The 18,566-nt window shown below is 60.2% G+C and carries 16 protein-coding genes; 9 read left to right on the top strand and 7 right to left on the bottom strand.

The annotated features are described in order from the left end of the window. The first annotated feature begins 293 nt into the window (after positions 1-293). Both carB and AC0JZ8_RS12040 read left to right on the top strand, forming a co-directional pair. Complete coding sequence (gene carB, locus AC0JZ8_RS12045; RefSeq protein WP_062576875.1) at positions 294-3,782, top strand: carbamoyl-phosphate synthase large subunit; 3,489 nt, start codon at positions 294-296, stop codon at positions 3,780-3,782. A 107-nt stretch (positions 3,783-3,889) separates the two neighbouring features. Next, the gene (locus AC0JZ8_RS12040; RefSeq protein ID WP_471892586.1) at positions 3,890-5,458 is read left to right on the top strand and encodes an MFS transporter; all 1,569 of its coding nucleotides are present in this window, start codon (positions 3,890-3,892) and stop codon (positions 5,456-5,458) included. Between the two features lie 6 nt (positions 5,459-5,464). Here the strand turns inward: AC0JZ8_RS12040 and AC0JZ8_RS12035 are convergent, their stop codons facing one another. The 3 genes from AC0JZ8_RS12035 to AC0JZ8_RS12025 all read right to left on the bottom strand — a co-directional run bounded on the left by AC0JZ8_RS12035 (position 5,465) and on the right by AC0JZ8_RS12025 (position 8,626). Continuing rightward, positions 5,465-5,842 (bottom strand): DUF6693 family protein, encoded by a 378-nt coding sequence (locus AC0JZ8_RS12035; RefSeq protein WP_471892585.1) that lies wholly within the window; start codon positions 5,840-5,842, stop codon positions 5,465-5,467. Positions 5,843-5,942: 100 nt separating this feature from the next. Continuing rightward, positions 5,943-7,394 (bottom strand): UdgX family uracil-DNA binding protein, encoded by a 1,452-nt coding sequence (locus AC0JZ8_RS12030; protein WP_471893364.1) that lies wholly within the window; start codon positions 7,392-7,394, stop codon positions 5,943-5,945. Beyond that, on the bottom strand, positions 7,394-8,626 hold the full coding sequence (locus AC0JZ8_RS12025) for a putative DNA modification/repair radical SAM protein (protein ID WP_062455876.1): 1,233 nt from the start codon (positions 8,624-8,626) through the stop codon (positions 7,394-7,396). The genes AC0JZ8_RS12030 and AC0JZ8_RS12025 overlap by 1 nt, the downstream gene beginning before the upstream one ends. 242 nt (positions 8,627-8,868) lie before the next feature. On the opposite strand from AC0JZ8_RS12025, the gene greA reads away from it, so the two are divergent. The 3 genes from greA to AC0JZ8_RS12010 all read left to right on the top strand — a co-directional run bounded on the left by greA (position 8,869) and on the right by AC0JZ8_RS12010 (position 11,422). Next, positions 8,869-9,345 carry a transcription elongation factor GreA gene (gene greA / locus AC0JZ8_RS12020; protein WP_062457929.1) on the top strand — a complete coding sequence of 159 codons (477 nt, stop codon included), beginning with the start codon at positions 8,869-8,871 and terminating at the stop codon, positions 9,343-9,345. A 63-nt stretch (positions 9,346-9,408) separates the two neighbouring features. Further along, positions 9,409-10,461 (top strand): glycosyltransferase family 4 protein, encoded by a 1,053-nt coding sequence (locus AC0JZ8_RS12015; protein WP_209903472.1) that lies wholly within the window; start codon positions 9,409-9,411, stop codon positions 10,459-10,461. A gap of 70 nt (positions 10,462-10,531) precedes the next feature. Further along, positions 10,532-11,422, top strand: a complete 891-nt coding sequence (locus AC0JZ8_RS12010; protein WP_184653523.1) for a 3-deoxy-manno-octulosonate cytidylyltransferase — start codon at positions 10,532-10,534, stop codon at positions 11,420-11,422. A gap of 22 nt (positions 11,423-11,444) precedes the next feature. On the opposite strand, the gene AC0JZ8_RS12005 is transcribed toward AC0JZ8_RS12010, so the two are convergent. From AC0JZ8_RS12005 to AC0JZ8_RS11995, 3 genes are read right to left on the bottom strand one after another with little or no spacing between them, the layout of a single operon-like run. After that, positions 11,445-12,176 (bottom strand): hypothetical protein, encoded by a 732-nt coding sequence (locus AC0JZ8_RS12005; protein ID WP_471892584.1) that lies wholly within the window; start codon positions 12,174-12,176, stop codon positions 11,445-11,447. A 60-nt stretch (positions 12,177-12,236) separates the two neighbouring features. Further along, entirely contained in the window at positions 12,237-13,250 is a 1,014-nt protein-coding gene (locus AC0JZ8_RS12000; RefSeq protein WP_471892583.1) for a Stealth CR1 domain-containing protein, read from the bottom strand. 49 nt (positions 13,251-13,299) lie between these two features. Beyond that, positions 13,300-13,770: an Lrp/AsnC family transcriptional regulator gene (locus AC0JZ8_RS11995; protein WP_062455864.1), complete on the bottom strand. Its 471-nt coding sequence runs from the start codon at positions 13,768-13,770 to the stop codon at positions 13,300-13,302. A gap of 341 nt (positions 13,771-14,111) precedes the next feature. On the opposite strand from AC0JZ8_RS11995, the gene trxB reads away from it, so the two are divergent. From trxB to AC0JZ8_RS11975, 4 genes are all read left to right on the top strand, one after another. Continuing rightward, a complete protein-coding gene (trxB, locus tag AC0JZ8_RS11990) occupies positions 14,112-15,086 on the top strand; it encodes a thioredoxin-disulfide reductase (protein ID WP_062455861.1) in 975 nt (324 codons plus the stop codon). A gap of 2 nt (positions 15,087-15,088) precedes the next feature. Next, the gene (locus tag AC0JZ8_RS11985; protein WP_062455858.1) at positions 15,089-15,991 is read left to right on the top strand and encodes a LysR family transcriptional regulator VtlR; all 903 of its coding nucleotides are present in this window, start codon (positions 15,089-15,091) and stop codon (positions 15,989-15,991) included. 590 nt (positions 15,992-16,581) lie between these two features. Next, positions 16,582-16,878 (top strand): ArsR/SmtB family transcription factor, encoded by a 297-nt coding sequence (locus tag AC0JZ8_RS11980; protein ID WP_062455854.1) that lies wholly within the window; start codon positions 16,582-16,584, stop codon positions 16,876-16,878. A gap of 51 nt (positions 16,879-16,929) precedes the next feature. Further along, positions 16,930-18,054, top strand: coding sequence for an alkene reductase (locus AC0JZ8_RS11975; RefSeq protein WP_062455851.1), 1,125 nt, complete (start codon positions 16,930-16,932; stop codon positions 18,052-18,054). 80 nt (positions 18,055-18,134) lie between these two features. Here AC0JZ8_RS11975 and AC0JZ8_RS11970 read toward each other — a convergent pair whose 3' ends face one another. Next, positions 18,135-18,395 (bottom strand): DUF2188 domain-containing protein, encoded by a 261-nt coding sequence (locus tag AC0JZ8_RS11970; RefSeq protein ID WP_062455848.1) that lies wholly within the window; start codon positions 18,393-18,395, stop codon positions 18,135-18,137. Positions 18,396-18,566: the final 171 nt, after the last annotated feature.

The raw sequence follows: 18,566 nt of genomic DNA, 5'->3' as shown, positions 1-18,566 counted from the left end.
AGCGGTCGTCGTCATGGAGGGCCGTTGCTGCTTATATTATTGTTTGCGCAATCTACTGGTGCGGTTGCAACCTGTCCATGTCACTAAACCCCGTTGCGGTACGCCTCGAAACTCGCGGGCAAATCTACCCGGCAGCCATGTCGATTCCTGTCGATATGCTCAATTATGGGGTTCCGTTCCCCGGCACATTTCCCTATAAGCCGCGTCTAGCCAGAAAAAACATGCGCACGCCACCCGACCGGAGCTTCACGCCCCGTGCCGGTTTTTCGCGCAGAAAAAAGTGGATAGAGATCATGCCGAAGCGCCAAGACATCAAATCGATCCTCATCATCGGGGCGGGCCCGATCGTCATCGGCCAGGCATGCGAATTCGACTATTCCGGCACCCAGGCCTGCAAGGCGCTGCGCGAAGAAGGTTACCGGGTCATTCTGGTCAACTCCAACCCGGCAACGATCATGACCGATCCGGGCCTGGCCGACGCCACCTATATCGAGCCGATCACCCCGGAAGTGGTCGCCAAGATCATCGCCAAGGAACGCCCTGACGCGCTTCTGCCGACCATGGGCGGCCAGACGGCCTTGAACACGGCGCTTTCGCTCAAGAGAATGGGCGTGCTCGACCGCTACAATGTCGAGATGATCGGCGCCAAGCCCGCCGCCATCGACATGGCCGAAGACCGCGCCCTCTTCCGCGAAGCCATGAGCCGCATCGGCCTCGAAACACCGAAGTCGATGCTGGCCAATGCCACCGACATCAAGGATGCCGACCGCAAGACGCACGAAGCCGAGCGCAACAAGGTCAAGGCCGAACTGTCCGGCGCCGAGCTCGACAAGGCGCTCGACGCGCTCGAAAACCAGTGGAACCTCGGCGAAACCGACCGCAAGCAGCGCTATATCAGCCACGCGATGGCGATTGCGGCACAGGCTATCGACGTCGTCGGCCTACCCGCCATCATCCGCCCGTCCTTTACCATGGGCGGCACCGGCGGCGGCATTGCCTACAATCGCTCGGAATTTTTCGAGATCATCGGCGGCGGCCTCGATGCCTCGCCGACCACCGAAGTGCTGATCGAGGAATCGGTTCTCGGCTGGAAGGAATACGAGATGGAAGTGGTCCGCGACACCGCGGATAACTGCATCATCATCTGCTCGATCGAAAACATCGACCCGATGGGCGTCCACACCGGCGACTCGATCACCGTCGCGCCGGCGCTGACGCTGACCGACAAGGAATACCAGATCATGCGCAACGCATCGATCGCGGTCCTGCGCGAGATCGGTGTCGAGACCGGTGGCTCCAACGTCCAGTTCGCGGTCAATCCGGCCGATGGCCGTCTTGTCGTCATCGAAATGAACCCGCGCGTATCGCGGTCTTCGGCGCTCGCCTCCAAGGCGACAGGCTTCCCGATCGCCAAGGTCGCGGCAAAGCTTGCGGTCGGCTACACGCTCGACGAACTCGACAACGACATCACCGGTGGTGCAACCCCTGCCTCGTTCGAACCGTCGATCGACTACGTCGTCACAAAAATCCCGCGCTTTGCCTTCGAGAAATTCCCGGGCGCCTCGCCGGTCCTGACCACTGCCATGAAGTCGGTTGGTGAAGTCATGGCGATCGGCCGTACCTTTGCCGAATCGCTGCAGAAGGCGCTCCGCGGTCTCGAAACCGGCCTGACCGGTCTCGACGAGATCGAGATCCCCGGCATGGAAGAGGGCGAAGGCTCCAAGAACGCCATCCGCGCCGCCATCGGCACGCCGACGCCGGATCGTCTGCGCCAGGTCGCCCAGGCTCTCCGTCTTGGTCTCTCCGAAGCCGAAGTGCATGAAGCCTGCAAGATCGATCCGTGGTTCATCGCCCAGTTCAAGGCGATCGTCGACATGGAAGCCCGCGTTCGCGAACACGGCCTGCCTGCCGATGCCGAGAACCTGCGCATGCTGAAGGCCATGGGCTTCTCCGACGCCCGCCTTGCCAGCCTGACCAAGAAGCGCCCGAAGGAAGTCGCGGAACTGCGCAACGCGCTCAACGTGCGGCCCGTCTTCAAGCGCATCGATACCTGCGCTGCCGAATTCGCCTCGCCGACCGCCTACATGTACTCGACCTACGAGACACCGTTCGTCGGTGAACTTCGCTCCGAAGCCGAAGTCTCGACCGCCAAGAAGGTCGTCATCCTCGGCGGCGGTCCGAACCGCATCGGCCAGGGCATCGAGTTCGACTATTGCTGCTGCCACGCCGCCTTCGCCCTGAAGGATGCCGGCTACGAAGCGATCATGATCAACTGCAACCCGGAAACCGTATCGACCGACTACGACACGTCCGACCGCCTCTATTTCGAGCCGCTGACGGCCGAAGACGTGATCGAGATCCTGCGGGCAGAGCAGGAAAAGGGAGAAGTGGTCGGCGTCATCGTGCAGTTCGGTGGCCAGACGCCGCTGAAACTTGCCGAAGCGCTCGAAAAGAACGGTATCCCGATCCTCGGCACCGCGCCCGACATGATCGACCTGGCCGAAGACCGCGACCGCTTCCAGAAGCTCCTGATGAAGCTCGACCTGACGCAGCCGAACAACGGCATCGCCTACTCGGTCGAACAGGCCCGCCTCGTGGCGTCGGAAATCGGCTTCCCGCTGGTCGTTCGCCCATCCTACGTTCTCGGCGGCCGCGCCATGCAGATCCTGCATTCGGAAAGCCAGCTGCAGAGCTACCTGCTCGATACGGTACCGGAACTGGTGCCTGAGGATATCAAGCAGCGCTATCCGAACGACAAGACCGGCCAGATCAACACCCTGCTCGGCAAGAACCCGCTTCTGTTCGACAGCTACCTGTCCAACGCCATCGAAGTCGATGTCGACTGCCTCTGCGACGGCACCGACGTCTATGTCGCCGGCATCATGGAGCATATCGAGGAAGCCGGCATCCACTCGGGTGACAGCGCCTGCTCGCTGCCACCGCGCACGCTGTCCAACGAGATGATCGACGAACTGGAACGCCAGGCAACGTCGATGGCCAAGGCGCTCAACGTCGTCGGCCTGATGAACGTCCAGTTCGCCATCAAGGACGGCACCGTCTACGTGCTCGAAGTCAATCCGCGTGCCTCGCGCACGGTGCCCTTCGTGGCCAAGACCATCGGCGCCCCGATCGCAAAGATCGCCGCCCGTGCCATGGCTGGCGAAAAGCTTGACGCGATCTTTGCGGCCTACGGGACCAAGCCCGATCCGCGCAACCTCAAGCACATCGCGGTCAAGGAAGCGGTCTTCCCGTTTGCCCGCTTCCCCGGCGTCGACATCCTGCTCGGACCGGAAATGCGTTCGACCGGCGAAGTGATGGGTCTCGATACGGACTTCGCACTTGCCTTTGCCAAGAGCCAGCTCGGTGCAAGCGTCGAACTGCCCCGCGACGGTGCGGTCTTCGTGTCGGTCCGCGACGACGACAAGCCACGCGTGCTGCCGGCCATCCGCATGCTGAAGGAAATAGGCTTCAAGGTCATCGCCACCGGCGGTACCGCCCGCTTCCTCGCCGAAAACGGCATCGAGTCGACCAAGATCAACAAGGTCCTGGAAGGACGCCCGCATATCGAGGATGCCATCCGCAACCGCCAGGTCCAGCTCGTCATCAACACGACGGATTCAAACAAGGCGATCTCGGACTCGAAATCGCTGCGCCGTGCAACGTTGATGCAGAAGGTGCCGTATTACACGACGATTTCAGGTGCCGAATCCGCTGCGATGGCGATCAAGGCGCTGAAGGCCGGCAATCTCGAAGTGCGGACGCTGCAAAGCTACTTCGCATAACACTCTCCGACGGGCGCTTCAGGCGCCCGTTTTCTTTGCTGGCCCCCGCGGTTGCCCGATCCTGAGACGTGCGGTAAATCCGCAAGCCGATATCTGGGAGAGGAACGATGCAGACGCCGTCGCAACATCCGGGCCACGAGCCTGCCGGTCGCCGGGAATGGATCGGTGCCTGCGTCCTGTCGATCGCCTGCCTGATCTACTCGATGGACTTGTCCATCCTGTTTCTCGCCGTCCCCGCGATCGTTGTGGATCTCGATCCGTCGGCGTCCGAACTGCTCTGGATCAACGATATCTACGGCTTCATGGTCGCCGGCTTTCTCGTCACCATGGGCACGCTCGGAGACCGGATCGGCCGCCGCCGCGTGCTGCTGATCGGCGCATTCGCCTTCGAGATCGCCTCGGCGCTTGCCGCCTTCTCCTCGACAGCACAGGAACTCATCGCCGCCCGTGCGCTTCTCGGCATCGCCGGTGCGACGATCGCGCCCTCGACCCTGTCGCTGATCGTCAACCTCTTCAAGAACGAAGCCGAGCGCAACCGGGCGATCGGCATCTGGGGCACAGCCTTCGCACTGGGCGGATTGATCGGTCCGCTCCTCGGCGGCTTTCTTCTGCAGTATTTTCACTGGGGCTCTGTGTTTCTCATCAACATTCCGATCATGCTGGTGCTTCTGGTCGTCGCCCCGTTCCTCCTGCCAGAATACAAAAGCCCGGACAGTGCCAAGCTCGACCTCTTCAGCGTCGTCCTGTCGCTCGCGACCGTGCTGCCGGTGATCTACGGCTTCAAGCACATGGCGGCAGATGGGTTCCAGAGCCAGCATCTGGTCCCGATCGCGGTCGGCGTTGCGTTCGGCTACCTGTTCATCCGCCGTCAGAAGCGCCTGACGCAGCCTCTGATCGACCTCAAACTGTTTGCCATCCCCGCCTTCACCGCCTCGCTTCTCGTCAATCTCGCGGGCATGTTCTTCGTCTTCGGGGTGTTTCTCTACCAGAACCTCTTCCTGCAGTTCGTTCTCGGCCTGTCGCCGCTCGAAGCCGCCCTCTGGTCGATCCCGTCATCCATCGTCTTTACCCTAATGTCGCTGCAGGCCTACCGTTTCACCAACCGGTTCGGCCCGGTCAACACCGTCCTCATCGGTCTCGTCATCAACGCGGCCGGCATGTTCTCCATGTCGATCGCTGCCTATTCCGAGAGCCTCTACGGCGTCCTCGGCTCGACCATGATCATCGCCATCGGCTTCGTGCCGGTCGTTCTGACGACAACCGGCCTGATCGTTGGCACCGCGCCGCCAGAACGCTCCGGGTCGGCCTCGGCGATTTCGGAAACCAGCGCCGAATTCGGCGGCGCTCTCGGCGTCGCCCTTCTCGGCAGCTTCGGCACTTTGGTTTACCGCATTCTGATGGATGGCGCCGATGTAACCGGCCTTAACCCGGCCCAGGCCGCGACGGTCAGGGCGACCATTGGCGGCGCCGTCGAGACGGCACGCGGGCTCAGTGGCACCGCTCTGCAGGCAGGCGAAGGTCCGGTCTGGCTGGAGGCCGCCCGGCAATCCTTCTCGACGGGTTTTGCCTGCTGCTGCCTCCTCGCCTCACTGCTCCTGCTTATCCTCGCAGCGACCGCCCGCACGATCTACGCCCGCGCCCATATCGACGAAAGCGCGATCGGCTCGGGACACTGAGCGCGCTCAGATATAGACGAGCCTCGTTTTGTTGAAGCAGAGGCGCAGCGTGCGGAAGACGTAGAACACGAGACCGATCCCAAGCGTCACGATGGAGATCAGGATCCAGATCAGGATGTGACCGATCATCTCCGCCAGATTGAGTTCGCATTCGAGCCGCGCGATCCGCTGGCCGTCCCGGCCGATCAGGTAGGTCTTGTTGATGATGCTCTTGTAGAAGTAGTAAACGGCGAAGAACGCACCGATCCCAAGTGTCAACACACTGATGATCACCCAGAGAATGATATACCCGACCGCCTCCATCAGCGAATATTCGCACCGAAGCGTGGATCCGAAAGGTTGCGTCTTGAATGGCGGTGTGGCCGCAACGTCTGTATTCGACATATTCCCCAGCTATAGTCTTGAGAGACCCCGCCGAATACAGCTTTCATTTCAAGACGAAGTCAATTGAAACCTGGGCCTACCAATGAACTTGATGCTTCGCTTACGAAGCCAGGCGTCCGATCGCCACGATATCCTCTTTGAACCGCGCCACCTCCTCCGCCTTTCGCCCCAGATCGGGAATGCGAAGCAGGTAGGACGGATGCACGGTGACAAACAGCGTCCGACCGTTCTGCATGGCAATCGGCCTGCCCCGGACGTCCTCCAGCTTGTGGCGCATCTCGGTGAGTGAAAACAGCGCGGTCGCACCCATCGCGACGACCAGCTTCGGCTGCACCAGATCGAGTTCTTGGACGAGCCACCAGCGACACTGCTGCACCTCGCCCATATTTGGCTTCTGGTGAATGCGCCGCTTGCCGCGTGGCTCGTATTTGAAATGCTTCACCGCATTGGTGATGTAGAATTGCGTCCGGTCGATCCCGGCCGCGCTCACCGCCTCGTTGAACACTTTGCCCGCCGGCCCGACGAAGGTGCGCCCGGCCAGATCCTCCTGATCGCCCGGCTGCTCGCCGACGATCATCACCTTGGCATTGACAGGCCCCTCGCCGAAAACCGTCTGGGTCGCCATGCAATGGAGGGCGCAGCGGGTGCAGCGACGTGCTTCCTCCCGCAAGGCCTCGATTGTACCGGCGGTCGGCCCTTCTGGCATTGGCACCCGTGCTGCGGCTTCCTGGATGCGATGGTGGAACGCCAGGGGTTCGCTCGCCGCCTTGCGTCCCATCTCGATCACACTTGCCTCGGCGCTGGCGATCATGCCCGGAATAAGCTCTGCCTCGGGCAGGTTCTTCCAGTACTTCTTCGGCATTTCCGACATCATCATCTTCACCTTCAGCCGCGCGGGGTTGAAGATATTGGCATAGTACGTCCGCCACAGATCGTCCGTGTCGTCGCGAAGGTCTGGCTTTTCGGCGGGCTCATCGCTGGTCCGCAGGGTCTCGCCATCCCAGGACGCCGAACCCTTGGGCGTCACGATCAGCCAGTCCATGTCGTTGAAACGACGCTGGAAAAACGGGGCCACACGGTCGATGATAAAATGATCAGGCTCGAACCAGGACACAAAGCGCCGGCGTCCGGCAACACCCTCCGGCAGTGGAATTTCCTTGAAACGGACGAAGGCGGTCATCTTGTGATAGTCGCGGCCGATCGACTTCGACATCCGGTTTGCCGCCACCACATCCGGATCGGTCGCCATACCCAGAAAATTGCGCCCGTGCGCCATGCGAAACAGCATCCGGTAGAGAAGCGAGAACCGCGTCGGATCGGAATGGCAGATGACCGAGGCGGCAAGCTTCAGAAAGGCTGGAGGAACACCCTGCGTCACCGGCTTGTCGACAGGCGCAGGCAACTGGTTGCCGTCCAGCCCGAACAATCCGTCCGTGTCGTCCATCGTGCGCCACTCGACGCGATCAGGTGCGATGCCGGCCGCCAGATAGGCACGCGCAGCATCGCGCCACTCGGTCAGATCGCCTCTCCCCCGCAACAAGACTCGGTACATCATAGAAGCGACAGCTGCTCCGGCTTTGGCTGGAACATGGATCGCAGATCGGCCCGGTCGGCAAGCTTGCGCGGTGTCCACCCTTCGCAGGTGATAAAGGGCTGTACCTTCTTCAGAGACACGCTCAGCCGCTTTAAATCCTCCAGACGCAGCTTGCGAAACCGCCGCGACGAAAGGATCGCTCCGACGGTCTTGGTCCCGAAACCCGGCACCCGCAGCAGCGTCTCCTTGTCCGCCCTGTTCACATCGACCGGAAACTTGTCGCGGTTGCCGAGCGCCCATGCAAGCTTCGGATCAAGGTCCAGATCCAGCATGCCGTTTTCCGTGGACGCCGTAATCTCGCCGATCTCGAACCCGTAGAACCGGTAAAGCCAGTCAGCCTGATAGAGCCGATGCTCGCGCATCAACGGCGGCTTGATCAGCGGCAGTGTCTTCGACGAGTCCGGGATCGGACTGAAGGCGGAGTAATAGACGCGTTTCAGGCTGTAGCTGCCATAAAGTCTGGCGCTCGTCCCAAGAATGGTCGCGTCGTTGGCGCCGTCTGCCCCGACGATCATCTGCGTGCTCTGGCCGGCAGGCGCGAACCGCTTGCGACGCTTGGTCTGCAGCGTCGGATCGCGCATTTCCTCGATCTTCAGGCGCAGATCGCCCATCGAGCGACGAATATTGGCGGGCCGCTTTTCCGGCGCAAACTGGCTGATCCCGGCATCGGTCGGCAGTTCGATGTTGATCGACAGACGGTCGGCATAAAGCCCCGCCTCCTCGATCAGCTGCTGCGACGCTTCCGGGATCGTCTTCAAATGGATGTAGCCGCGAAAATTATGAACGGTCCGCAATTCCCGCGCGATCCGTACCATGTCGCCCATCGTGTGATCGGACGAGCGGATAATGCCCGACGACAGGAACAGACCCTCGATATAATTGCGCCGATAGAATTCCAGCGTCAGCCAGATAACCTCTTCAGGCGTGAACCGGGCGCGCTCGACATTGCTGGAGGAACGATTGATGCAATAGGCACAATCGTAGATGCAGAAATTCGTCATAAGGATTTTCAGAAGGGAGATGCAGCGACCATCCGGGGCATAGGCATGGCAGATGCCGGACCCCTCGGTCGAACCCAATCCGCCGGATACCGACGAATCTCTCTTCGATGTCCCGCTGGAGGCGCAGGAGGCGTCGTACTTGGCAGCGTCCGACAGGATCGCCAACCGTTCTTTCAGCGACTTCTTCATTAGTGCGTTCTCTATATGTTCTTTATGACTGCGTCAACCCGTTGACAAATCGAGGGACGTTTGATTCATTCAACTCCAGCTGGCGCATCTGACACCATTTCGATTTTCCTAGCGGGAGCAGTCGAAATTCTGTTATGATGCCCTAAATTCAGATGCTGCAGATGGTTCCGAAGTTACCGCTCCGGAACCTGTTTCTTTTTGTGTCCGCGGCATCCGCGGACATGCGCCTTAAGGACAAGAAAATGGTTGAAAAGGTACCGATGACGCCGAAGGGGTTTACCCAGTTGCAGGAAGAACTGCGCTGGCGCCAGCAGGAGGAGCGTCCCCGCATCATCGAAGCGATTGCGGAAGCGCGCGCCCATGGTGACCTTTCGGAAAACGCCGAATACCACGCGGCCAAGGAAGCCCAGAGCCACAATGAAGGCCGCATCGGCGAGCTGGAAGATTTCACGGCCCGCGCCGAAGTGATCGACCTCTCCAAGATGTCCGGTTCCACGATCAAGTTCGGCGCAACCGTCAAGCTGATCGATGAAGATACCGAAGAGGAAAAGACCTATCAGATCGTCGGCGATCAGGAAGCCGACGTGAAGGCTGGCCGCATCTCGATCTCTTCACCCATCGCCCGTGCCATGATCGGCAAGGAGAAGGGTGACAGCATCGAAGTCGTCGCCCCTGGCGGCTCCAAGGCCTACGAGATCCTCGCCATCTCCTGGGGCTGATCGCTCGTGGAAACGTCTGGCGAAGTCGCCACGGAGATGGGCAGCGGTATCGCTCCCGGCTCCGTGGTCGATATATCCGATATCGAAGTGATCGCGCCGAACTTCAAGAAGCGGCTCTCCGGCGTGACGTCCACGATCGTCCAGCTGATTCCGGTGCAATGGGCAAAGGGTCAGAAGATCGCGGTCTTGGGACCTGGCCTGCCCTCCCACCTTCCCCACATCCGCTATGCCGACCTTGCCGCGCTGTGGTCACCGCCATCAGGGCGGCGCGCCCGTGTCTGGCATGCCCGCCGCAATATCGAGATGCTGCCCGGCCTCTTCATGCGCGATGTGCTGCGGATGCCGTTGAAGCTCTTGTTCACCTCCGCCGCGCAACGAACCCATTCCGCATGGACGGGTTTTCTGATCAGCAAGATGGATGCGGTCGTCGCGACGTCTGCACGATCGGGTTCATACCTGAAAGTGCCCTATAAGGTGGTGCACCACGGCGTCGATCTCGATCTCTTCCGTCCCTCCGGCCCATCCGACCCTTCCTCCCCGGCAGATGGTTTCGGCAAGCATCTGATCGGCTGCTTCGGGCGCGTTCGGCATCAGAAGGGCACAGACCTTTTCGTGCGCGCCCTGATCGAACTGTTGCCGTCCTATCCCGAATGGACGGGCGTCGTCTGCGGACGTGTCACGCCGGACAACAAGGTTTTCGGCGATGCGTTGAAAGCCGATGTCGCCATGAGCGGTCTGACAGATCGCATCCTGTTCATGGGCGAAGTGGACGACATCAAGCCTTGGTACCGTCGGCTGTCTCTGTATGTGGCACCGTCCCGCAATGAAGGCTTCGGACTGACGCCGCTCGAGGCGATGGCATCGGGAACCGCAGTCGTTGCAAGCGATGCCGGCGCCTATTCCGAAATGATCGTCGAGGGCGAGACCGGATCGGTTGTTCCGGCCGGCGATTACACGGCGCTTCGCGATGCGCTGCGCACCTATTTCGAAAACCCTGCACTGGCCCGCCAGCAGGGCTGGAGCGGTCGCGAGCATGTTCGCGTCGCCTTCGCTATCGAAAAGGAAGCCAACAGTCTGGCGGAAATCTACGAAACGCTTTTAGAGACTAGACCATGAAAACTTCAGAGGCATTCGGTGCCACGCAACCGGTCCGGCTCTGCCCGCATCTGCATGGAGGACGCTTCGAATGACGGAACTTTCTGCCGGGATGGCGCAGCACAGACCGACGACGAGCGGACTTTTGAGCGAGGGAGACTGGCAGCAGTTTTTCGCCGGCTATTCCCACATCGTCCTTGTCGCCAACAGTGACGAGCAGAACTTCAACGAGATCCACGCCGCCTATCCGGAAACGACGCTGTTCGTCTTTTTCAACTACGTCAGCAAGGTGCTGAAAGCGCCGTTCACGCGCAATTCGCTGCTGGTGGCACGCACCAGCCGCGTCGGGTCCGAACTGATCTACGACAACGCTCTCGACAAGGTGCTGGCCCTGCTGCCGGGCCCCGGCTTTACCGGCGTCATGAGCATGCGCGCCGCCACGATGGAACAGGTGACGGAACCGGCCGAGTTCGGCGGCGTCGCAGCAGGTGCCATCGACCTTTGCAGCTACCTCGAAGATTTCTATCCGCTCGATCACACCGCCAGTTCAGGCTTCGCCCTTTCGGTCTGGCTCTGCGAGAAGGTGCCGCAGGCCAAGGTCGTGCTTTGCGGTTTTTCGGGACGCCGCAGCCGCAAGTGGCAGATGTTCCACATCCACGACTGGACGTTCGAACAGTCGGTGCTGCAACTCCTCGCCAACAGCGACAAGCTCGAAATGGCAGGAAGAACAGCCTTCAATCCCTACAAGGCCCTGTCGCGCCACTTCCCCGATATCGACAACAGCAACTTCGTGTTCGCGGCGATCCAGGTCCTTTCCGAACGGCTGGAAAACAGCAACCGCAACCTCGGCAAGCTGATCACGATCACCATGCCGCTTCGCGTCATCTACAATCTCGCCAGAGGTCTGCGGATCAGGTCCAAGAAGGACAGGCTGGTCAAGCAGCGCAAAAAGCAGCGAGCGAAGAATGGCGAGCCATCCTGAACCGGGACAGCTTAAGCGCCTGCTACCACCACCCGCTGCGATCGCGGTGGTGGAGCGCTCGTAACCGGCTGAATGCCGTGTCGTTCTCCTGCAGGCGGTCGTAGATCGCCTTCGCGATCTCGCCGGCAATCCCCTGTTTGAAAAACGGATCGAGCCGCCAGCGCATGTTTCGCAGCGTGTCGTCGGTCCCCACCTTGAACAGATACATCCCGTTGAACCTGTGCATCGGCGCACCTTGCGTCTGTTCGATCGCATCTTGTGAGACAGGACGCTCGTCCCCGCCATGGATGAAGCGGTCGGTCTCGTAAACCTTGATCGTGTTGGCAAGCGACGAGCCGATCATGGCGATCGCCCTTGCCGTCAGGTCCTCGTCGAGATCGGCGATGCTGTCGCTCGCGGAGATCAGCCAACGCAGATCGAGATGCGCGGTGAGGAACGGCGCTTCATTCTGCCACAGCGTCTTGAACTGCTGGTACGTCTCCCGGACATTATATTCGCGCCGCATCAGGACGATAAGCTGTGCATGATAGAACAGCAGTTCCGGCTGGCCTTTGAACTCCAGTCTCAGGTTCGCCATGTGATCGTCGAGCGACTTCTGCTTGCCCGACCGGTGCTCGCGGTCCGAATCCTCGATCAACCGCTGCTTCATGCCCGCGTAATCCTGGTCGAGCTTGGCGTATTTCGCAGCTCCCCAGCGCTTGCGGTAGCGGTTGAAGGACAACAGTGCCTCAAGCTTACTCTTCTTGCGTACCACGCACGTTCTCCAAGTCTTCCTGCCGTAACCTCGGCAGTCCTGTCTACACCGGTAACCTCGTCAGCCTGCCGCCCGCAGGTGTTCGATAAGCCGGTGCGGCAGATGGGTGTGAAATTTCGTTATCATCACGTCAGTCAGCGCCTGGCGAAGCTTGATGCTGAGTTCGTCCTGGCTCTGGATACATCCGAACGGGGCGCTGCCCTGTTCGATCATGGCGAGCACAGGTGCGGCCGCCCGCTTCTGCCGCGGCTTGATATAGGCCGTGCGGTGTTCGGGTAACGGGGTCGCGCCAAAGCGCTCCATCTCGAGATGATTGGCAAGCGCAACCGGCGAATGCTGGGCGATGTTGCGAAAGCGATGGGAGAGCTGCTGGCGAAGCACGTCGGGATGCGCTGCATAGTAATCGGCAAGCGTTGAGCGTCTGACCGCGTGAAAGTAATGGCCGACCTGCAGAAACCGGTTCTTCGCACCCGCCAGCTCTGCCCCCTTCTCCTGCGCGACGGTAAAGCTCGGAACAGCGTTGGACGCTTCCGCCCGCTGCCGCTTGAACCACCGCAGGCACTGCTTGAGGCGGGATCGCAATCCGCTTTTCACGCGCCCGTAAATCATCGGCTTGCCGTCGCGAAAGAACGCGGAGGCAGATGTCGGAGCGTTCAGAAAGAAGTCGTCGTTGCTGTAGACGAAATTCTCGCAAAGTCCCGGAATATTCCAGACCGCAGCCTCGATCGACAGCGAATTGAACGTCGGCAGCACGGCCGGAAGCCCGTCGAAAACCACCTTGTGATCAACGATGGCGATGAAATCTTCCGTGCAGAAACCCGCCTGCGCAAAACTGTCGACGAATTCCGGCTTCTGCCCGTCCGTGACGATGTGAATTTTGGTGATGAACGGCGCGTATTTCAGCACGGAGGCGATGAGATAGTAGATCTCGCCGTTATCGGCAAACCGCGTCGGGCTGGACGCCACCGCGTGCGAGCTCGACGCAACGTCATCGTATTGCAGGCGCTTCGCGCGATGCTCCGGGTCCGAACCATCAACCCAGGTGATCACAAGCTCGATGTCGTGGCTGGACATGCTCTGGTTCCTGCTCCCTGCCCCTCGGAGGACCTCGATCTCAACGATCCTAGATCTGCACGACCGGTGCGTCCTTGACCTGCCGGATCGTCAGCATGGTGCGAACCGTATCGACATTGTCGACCGCGGTCAGATCCTCGATGACGAAATCCTGGAAGACGGTGAGGTTCTCGGCCACGCATTGCAGCAGGAAATCGGTCTCGCCGGAGACCATCCAGGCCTGACGCACCAAGGTCCGCGTTTCCATATCCGCCGCGAAGGCCTTCAGCTTGCTGTCCGACTGCTGCTTCAGTCCCACCATGCAGAAGGCGACAAGATCGTATCCGAGCAGCGACGCCTGCAGCATGGCGCGATAACCCTTGATGATGCCGTTCTCTTCCAGCTTGCGAACGCGCCGCAGACAGGGCGGCGCCGATATGCCGACCCGTTCGGACAGCTCGACATTGGTCATGCGTCCGTCCTTCTGCAATTCGCGAAGGATCTTCAGGTCGATGGTATCGAGTTCGACTTTCACGACCATGTGTAGTGCCTGCCTTCAAATTTGACGGGAGCACGCAGGCTCCCGGGTATCCATCTCGGTGTCGCGAAGACATACAATAACATCGTTCCGACGCAAGAAAATTTCGCGCGCCGGTCCAGTTGTTGTCAACCGAGGTGCACCTGGAGACACATCCAATCGCAGTTGACCTGCCGTTTCTGCCGGGCGGTTCCAACTGTCTTGTTGTTATCGCAAGGCTGCCCTTGCAATGTTGCATGGATGGCCCTTACATGACGTGTCAAAAGCGGCAGACCGAATAATGGCTTCCTATATGAGGAAGCGGCGCCAGGCGCCCGACACGGTCTTGGAAAGGAAACGTCATCATGTCCGCCCGTCATACAGAGGTTCTGATCATCGGTTCCGGCCCCGCCGGCTATACAGCTGCGGTGTACGCAGCGCGTGCGATGCTGAAGCCGGTCTTGATTGCAGGCATGGAACAGGGTGGTCAGCTGATGATCACCACCGACGTTGAAAACTATCCGGGCTTTGCCGATCCGATCCAGGGTCCCTGGCTGATGGAACAGATGCTGCAGCAGGCGGTCCATGTGGGCACCGAGATCGTCAACGATCTCGTGACCGAGGTCGAGATGAACCATCGCCCCTTCACGGTCCGCACCGATTCCGGCACCGTCTGGACCGCCGATACGATCATCATCGCCACCGGTGCGAAGGCCAAATGGCTCGGCATCGAAAGCGAGCAGCAGTTCCAGGGTTTTGGCGTTTCCGCCTGCGCCACATGCGACGGCTTCTTCTATCGCAACAAGGATGTGATCGTGGTCGGCGGCGGCAACTCCGCAGTCGAGGAAGCGCTCTATCTCTCCAATATCGCCAAGACCGTGACGGTCGTCCACCGGCGTGACTCGTTCCGTTCGGAAAAGATCCTGTCCGAGCGCCTGTTCCAGCGCCCCAACGTCAAGGTCATGTGGAACACCGAAATCGCCGAGGTCACCGGCAAGCCGGCCCGCGCGCCACTGCCGCCATCGGTCGAGGGTGTGCGCCTGCGTGATACCAGGACCGGCACGATCTCCGATCAGCCGATCGACGGCGTGTTCGTGGCGATTGGCCATGCGCCGGCGACCGAGCTCTTCAGGGACAAGCTGAAGATGAAGAACGGCGGCTATCTCTGGACGGCGCCTGATTCCACGATGACCGACGTTCCCGGTGTGTTTGCCGCGGGCGATGTCACCGACGACACCTTCCGACAGGCGATCACCGCCGCCGGCATGGGCTGCATGGCAGCGCTCGAAGCCGAACGTTACCTCGCCGGCATTCAGCCGGTTGCCATTGCTGCGGAGTAAGCATGGGCGTACCTCTCGACTGGGACAAGTTGCGCATCTTCCACGCTGCGGCGGAGGCGGGATCCTTCACCCATGCGGCAGACAAGCTGCATCTGTCCCAGTCGGCAATCAGCCGGCAGGTCAGCGCGCTGGAACAGGACGTCGGCGTCAAACTGTTCCACCGCCACGCCCGCGGCCTCATCCTTACCGAACAGGGCGAGCTTCTTTATCGCACCGCGCATGACGTGCTTCTGAAGCTCGAAACCGTGAAGATGCAGCTGACCGAGACGACGGAAAAGCCGTCGGGCAAGCTGCGCGTCACGACGACGGTCGGCCTTGGCCAGGGCTGGCTCACCGACAAGGTGCAGGAGTTCCTGCAGCTTTATCCGGAAATGTCGATCCAGCTCATCCTCGATAACGAGGAAGTCGACGTCAACATGCGCCATGCGGACTGCGCCATCCGCCTTCGCCAGCCGCAGCAGTCGGACCTGATCCAGCGCAAGCTGTTCACCGTGCACATGCACGTCTATGCAGCCCCGTCCTATATCAACCGCTATGGCGAACCGCAGTCGGTCGAGGATCTCGACACCCACCGCATCATCTCCTTCGGCGAGCCTGCCCCGAATTACCTTCTCGACGTCAACTGGCTCGAATCCGCCGGCCGTTCTTCGGACAACACCCGCACGCCGCATCTGCAGATCAACAGCCAGACCTCCATCAAACGAGCCTGCCTGCTTGGCATCGGCATCGCTTGCCTGCCCGACTATATCGTCGGCCGCGACCCTGGGTTGATCCAGCTGACGCTGAGCGCCGACATCCCTTCATTCGACACTTACTTCTGCTACCCGGATGAAATGAAGAACGCTGCCAAGCTGAAGGTCTTCCGCGATTTTATCGTCGCCAAGGCGCGTAACTGGAATTTCTGATCGCTGTCGAAGACGTTTCGCTCAGAATGGGCACCGGGATTCTCGCAGCGATTTCATACACGACTCAGTGACTAGAGTAAGCTGTGCAGAACGTGCATGGCAGTCCTGCGCAAAAAAGCGTTGCCGCTTGCCCAAAAAACCATCATATCGCACTCAGCTGATGCATATGGTGGCTTTCCTCCCAGTTCCACCGCAGCAGCTGTTCCCCTCTGGAGGTTGTTTTTAACCTTCATAATTATAAGGGCCCTGGAGTGATCCGGTGGCCCTCTTTTTTTGCCCTGCGGTTTGCCGGCCCGCCGCAATCCTCGGCTGCCTGTCAGAGTAATTGGACCGAAACGGTCAATATTTCGGCCACCCCCCTTGCTCTCACAAATCGCTGCGCCCATATAGGGATCAGCCGGAGCAATTGATGACGTCCCCGTTATCAGCGCCGGCTGTTCCCCTCTGGAGGTTTTAGACCTTCACACCTGACGGGCCTCGGAGCAATCTGGAGGCCCTTTTTTTTGCCTTCCTCAAAAAAATGGGAACGTCATTCCTTTAAATCGTCTTCAGACGATCTATATATCGGTTAGAGACGATATGGAAAGACGATGGATCGCACCGAGATACTGAAAGCACTGTCCCATCCGACGAGGATTGAGTTCCTTGAATGGATGAAGCAGCCCGAGCAGCATTTTTCCGATCAGGATCATCCGCTCGAAATGGGCATCTGTGCCAAGCAGTTCGAAAGACGATGTGGTCTGTCGCAATCGACCGTCTCTGCGCACCTTTCGACCCTCGAAAAAGCCGGCCTCGTGAAAACGAGCCGGGTTGGTCAATGGGCGTTCTACAGCCGCGACGAGGAGAAGATCGCAGACTTCGTGACCAATCTTCGCTCCGCTCTCTGAATGCCACCCCTTAACTCAATCACTCCCAAAGCAGCATGGAAGGATATTCCTGTGACCTCACTCTTTGAACCGGTAAAGTTCGGCGACATCGAACTGAAGAACCGCGTCGTCATGGCGCCGCTCACCCGCAACCGTTCGCCGAAGGCGATCCCCAACGATCTCAACATCGCCTATTACGAACAGCGCGCCTCGGCGGGCCTCATCATCACCGAGGGCACCCCGGTCAGCCAGCAGGGACAGGGCTATGCCGACGTTCCGGGCCTTTACCTCGCTCCGGCCATCGACGGCTGGAAGAAGGTGACGGAAGCCGTTCACAAGAAGGGCGGCAAGATCGTTACCCAGATCTGGCACGTCGGTCGCGTTTCGCATACCTCGCTGCAGCCGAATGAAGGCGCACCCGTCGCGCCTTCCGCACTGGGCGCCAAGGGCAAGACCTACATCATCAACCCGGATGGCAGCGGCGCGTTTGCCGATACATCGGAGCCGCGCGCTCTCGAACTTTCCGAGATCCCGGGCGTCGTTGCCGATTTTGCTGCCGGTGCAAAGGCTGCGATCGAGGCCGGCTTTGACGGCGTCGAAATCCACGGCGCCAACGGCTACCTCATCGACCAGTTCCTGAAGACTGGCGCCAACCTCCGCGAAGACGAATACGGTGGCTCCGTCGAGAACCGCGCCCGGTTCGCGCTCGAAGTCGTTGACGCCGTCGCTGCAGCCATCGGCAGCGGTCGCGTCGGCATTCGCCTGTCGCCTGTTACGCCTGCCAACAACATCACCGAAGATGCGCCGCAGACGGTCTTCGACTATCTGGTCAAGGAACTGGCGACCCGCAACCTGTCCTTCATCCACGTCATCGAGGGTGCGACCGGTGGTGACCGCGACTATGTCCAGGGCGGCAAGCCGTTCGATTACCAGGAACTGAAGGATACCTACCGCAACGCCGGCGGCACCGGCGCCTGGGTGGTCAACAATGGCTATGAAAAGGATACGGCTGAAAAGGCTGTAGCTAGCGGCTATGCGGATGGCGTCGCTTTCGGCAAGCTGTTCATTGCCAACCCGGATCTGGTCGAGCGTTTCAAGACAAACGCGCCGCTCAACGAGCCGGACAAGAACACATTCTACGGCGGCGGCGCTAAGGGTTATACCGACTACCCGTCGCTTGAATCAGCAGAAGCCTAAGCTTTAGGCCCGACTATCTGAAATCGGCCATGCCTGGCACAAACGCCGGGCATGGCCTTCTTTTTGGTCGCAGCGAATGCTTAGCGCGCGTCCGCCTGATCGCCATCCACAACTTCGGCTTCGGGACGGTCACCGCCGTCGCTGTGCTCGGTGTGCCAGACGCCCTTTGCGTCCTGCCAGCTGATCTCTTCGGGCTCACCACCCACCTGCTGTTCGGCAGCCACAATGCGGGCCGCCTGCAGCGCGTCGTTGTGGTTCGGGAATGTTTCGGAATAAACGTCGCCCAGTCGATAGGCCCAGCCGCCATCATGTGGCACGATTGTGTAAACGACCTTGGTCATAGATCCTCCTGTATGTTTTTTCGTGGCTGCCCCGACCGGTCTCGGTCCAGAAGGCCGCGTAGAGCAAAAAAGCCGGAATACGCCGCGAAGTTCCTTCCACTGGCGAGGATAATGGCACCAAAGACCGATTATCGCAAACCGTCCTCTGTGCAGGTCGACCGACAACCCTAG

It is taken from the genome of Velazquezella soli, assembly GCF_977018685.1.
This window is presented reverse-complemented; position numbering and strand designations above follow the sequence as displayed.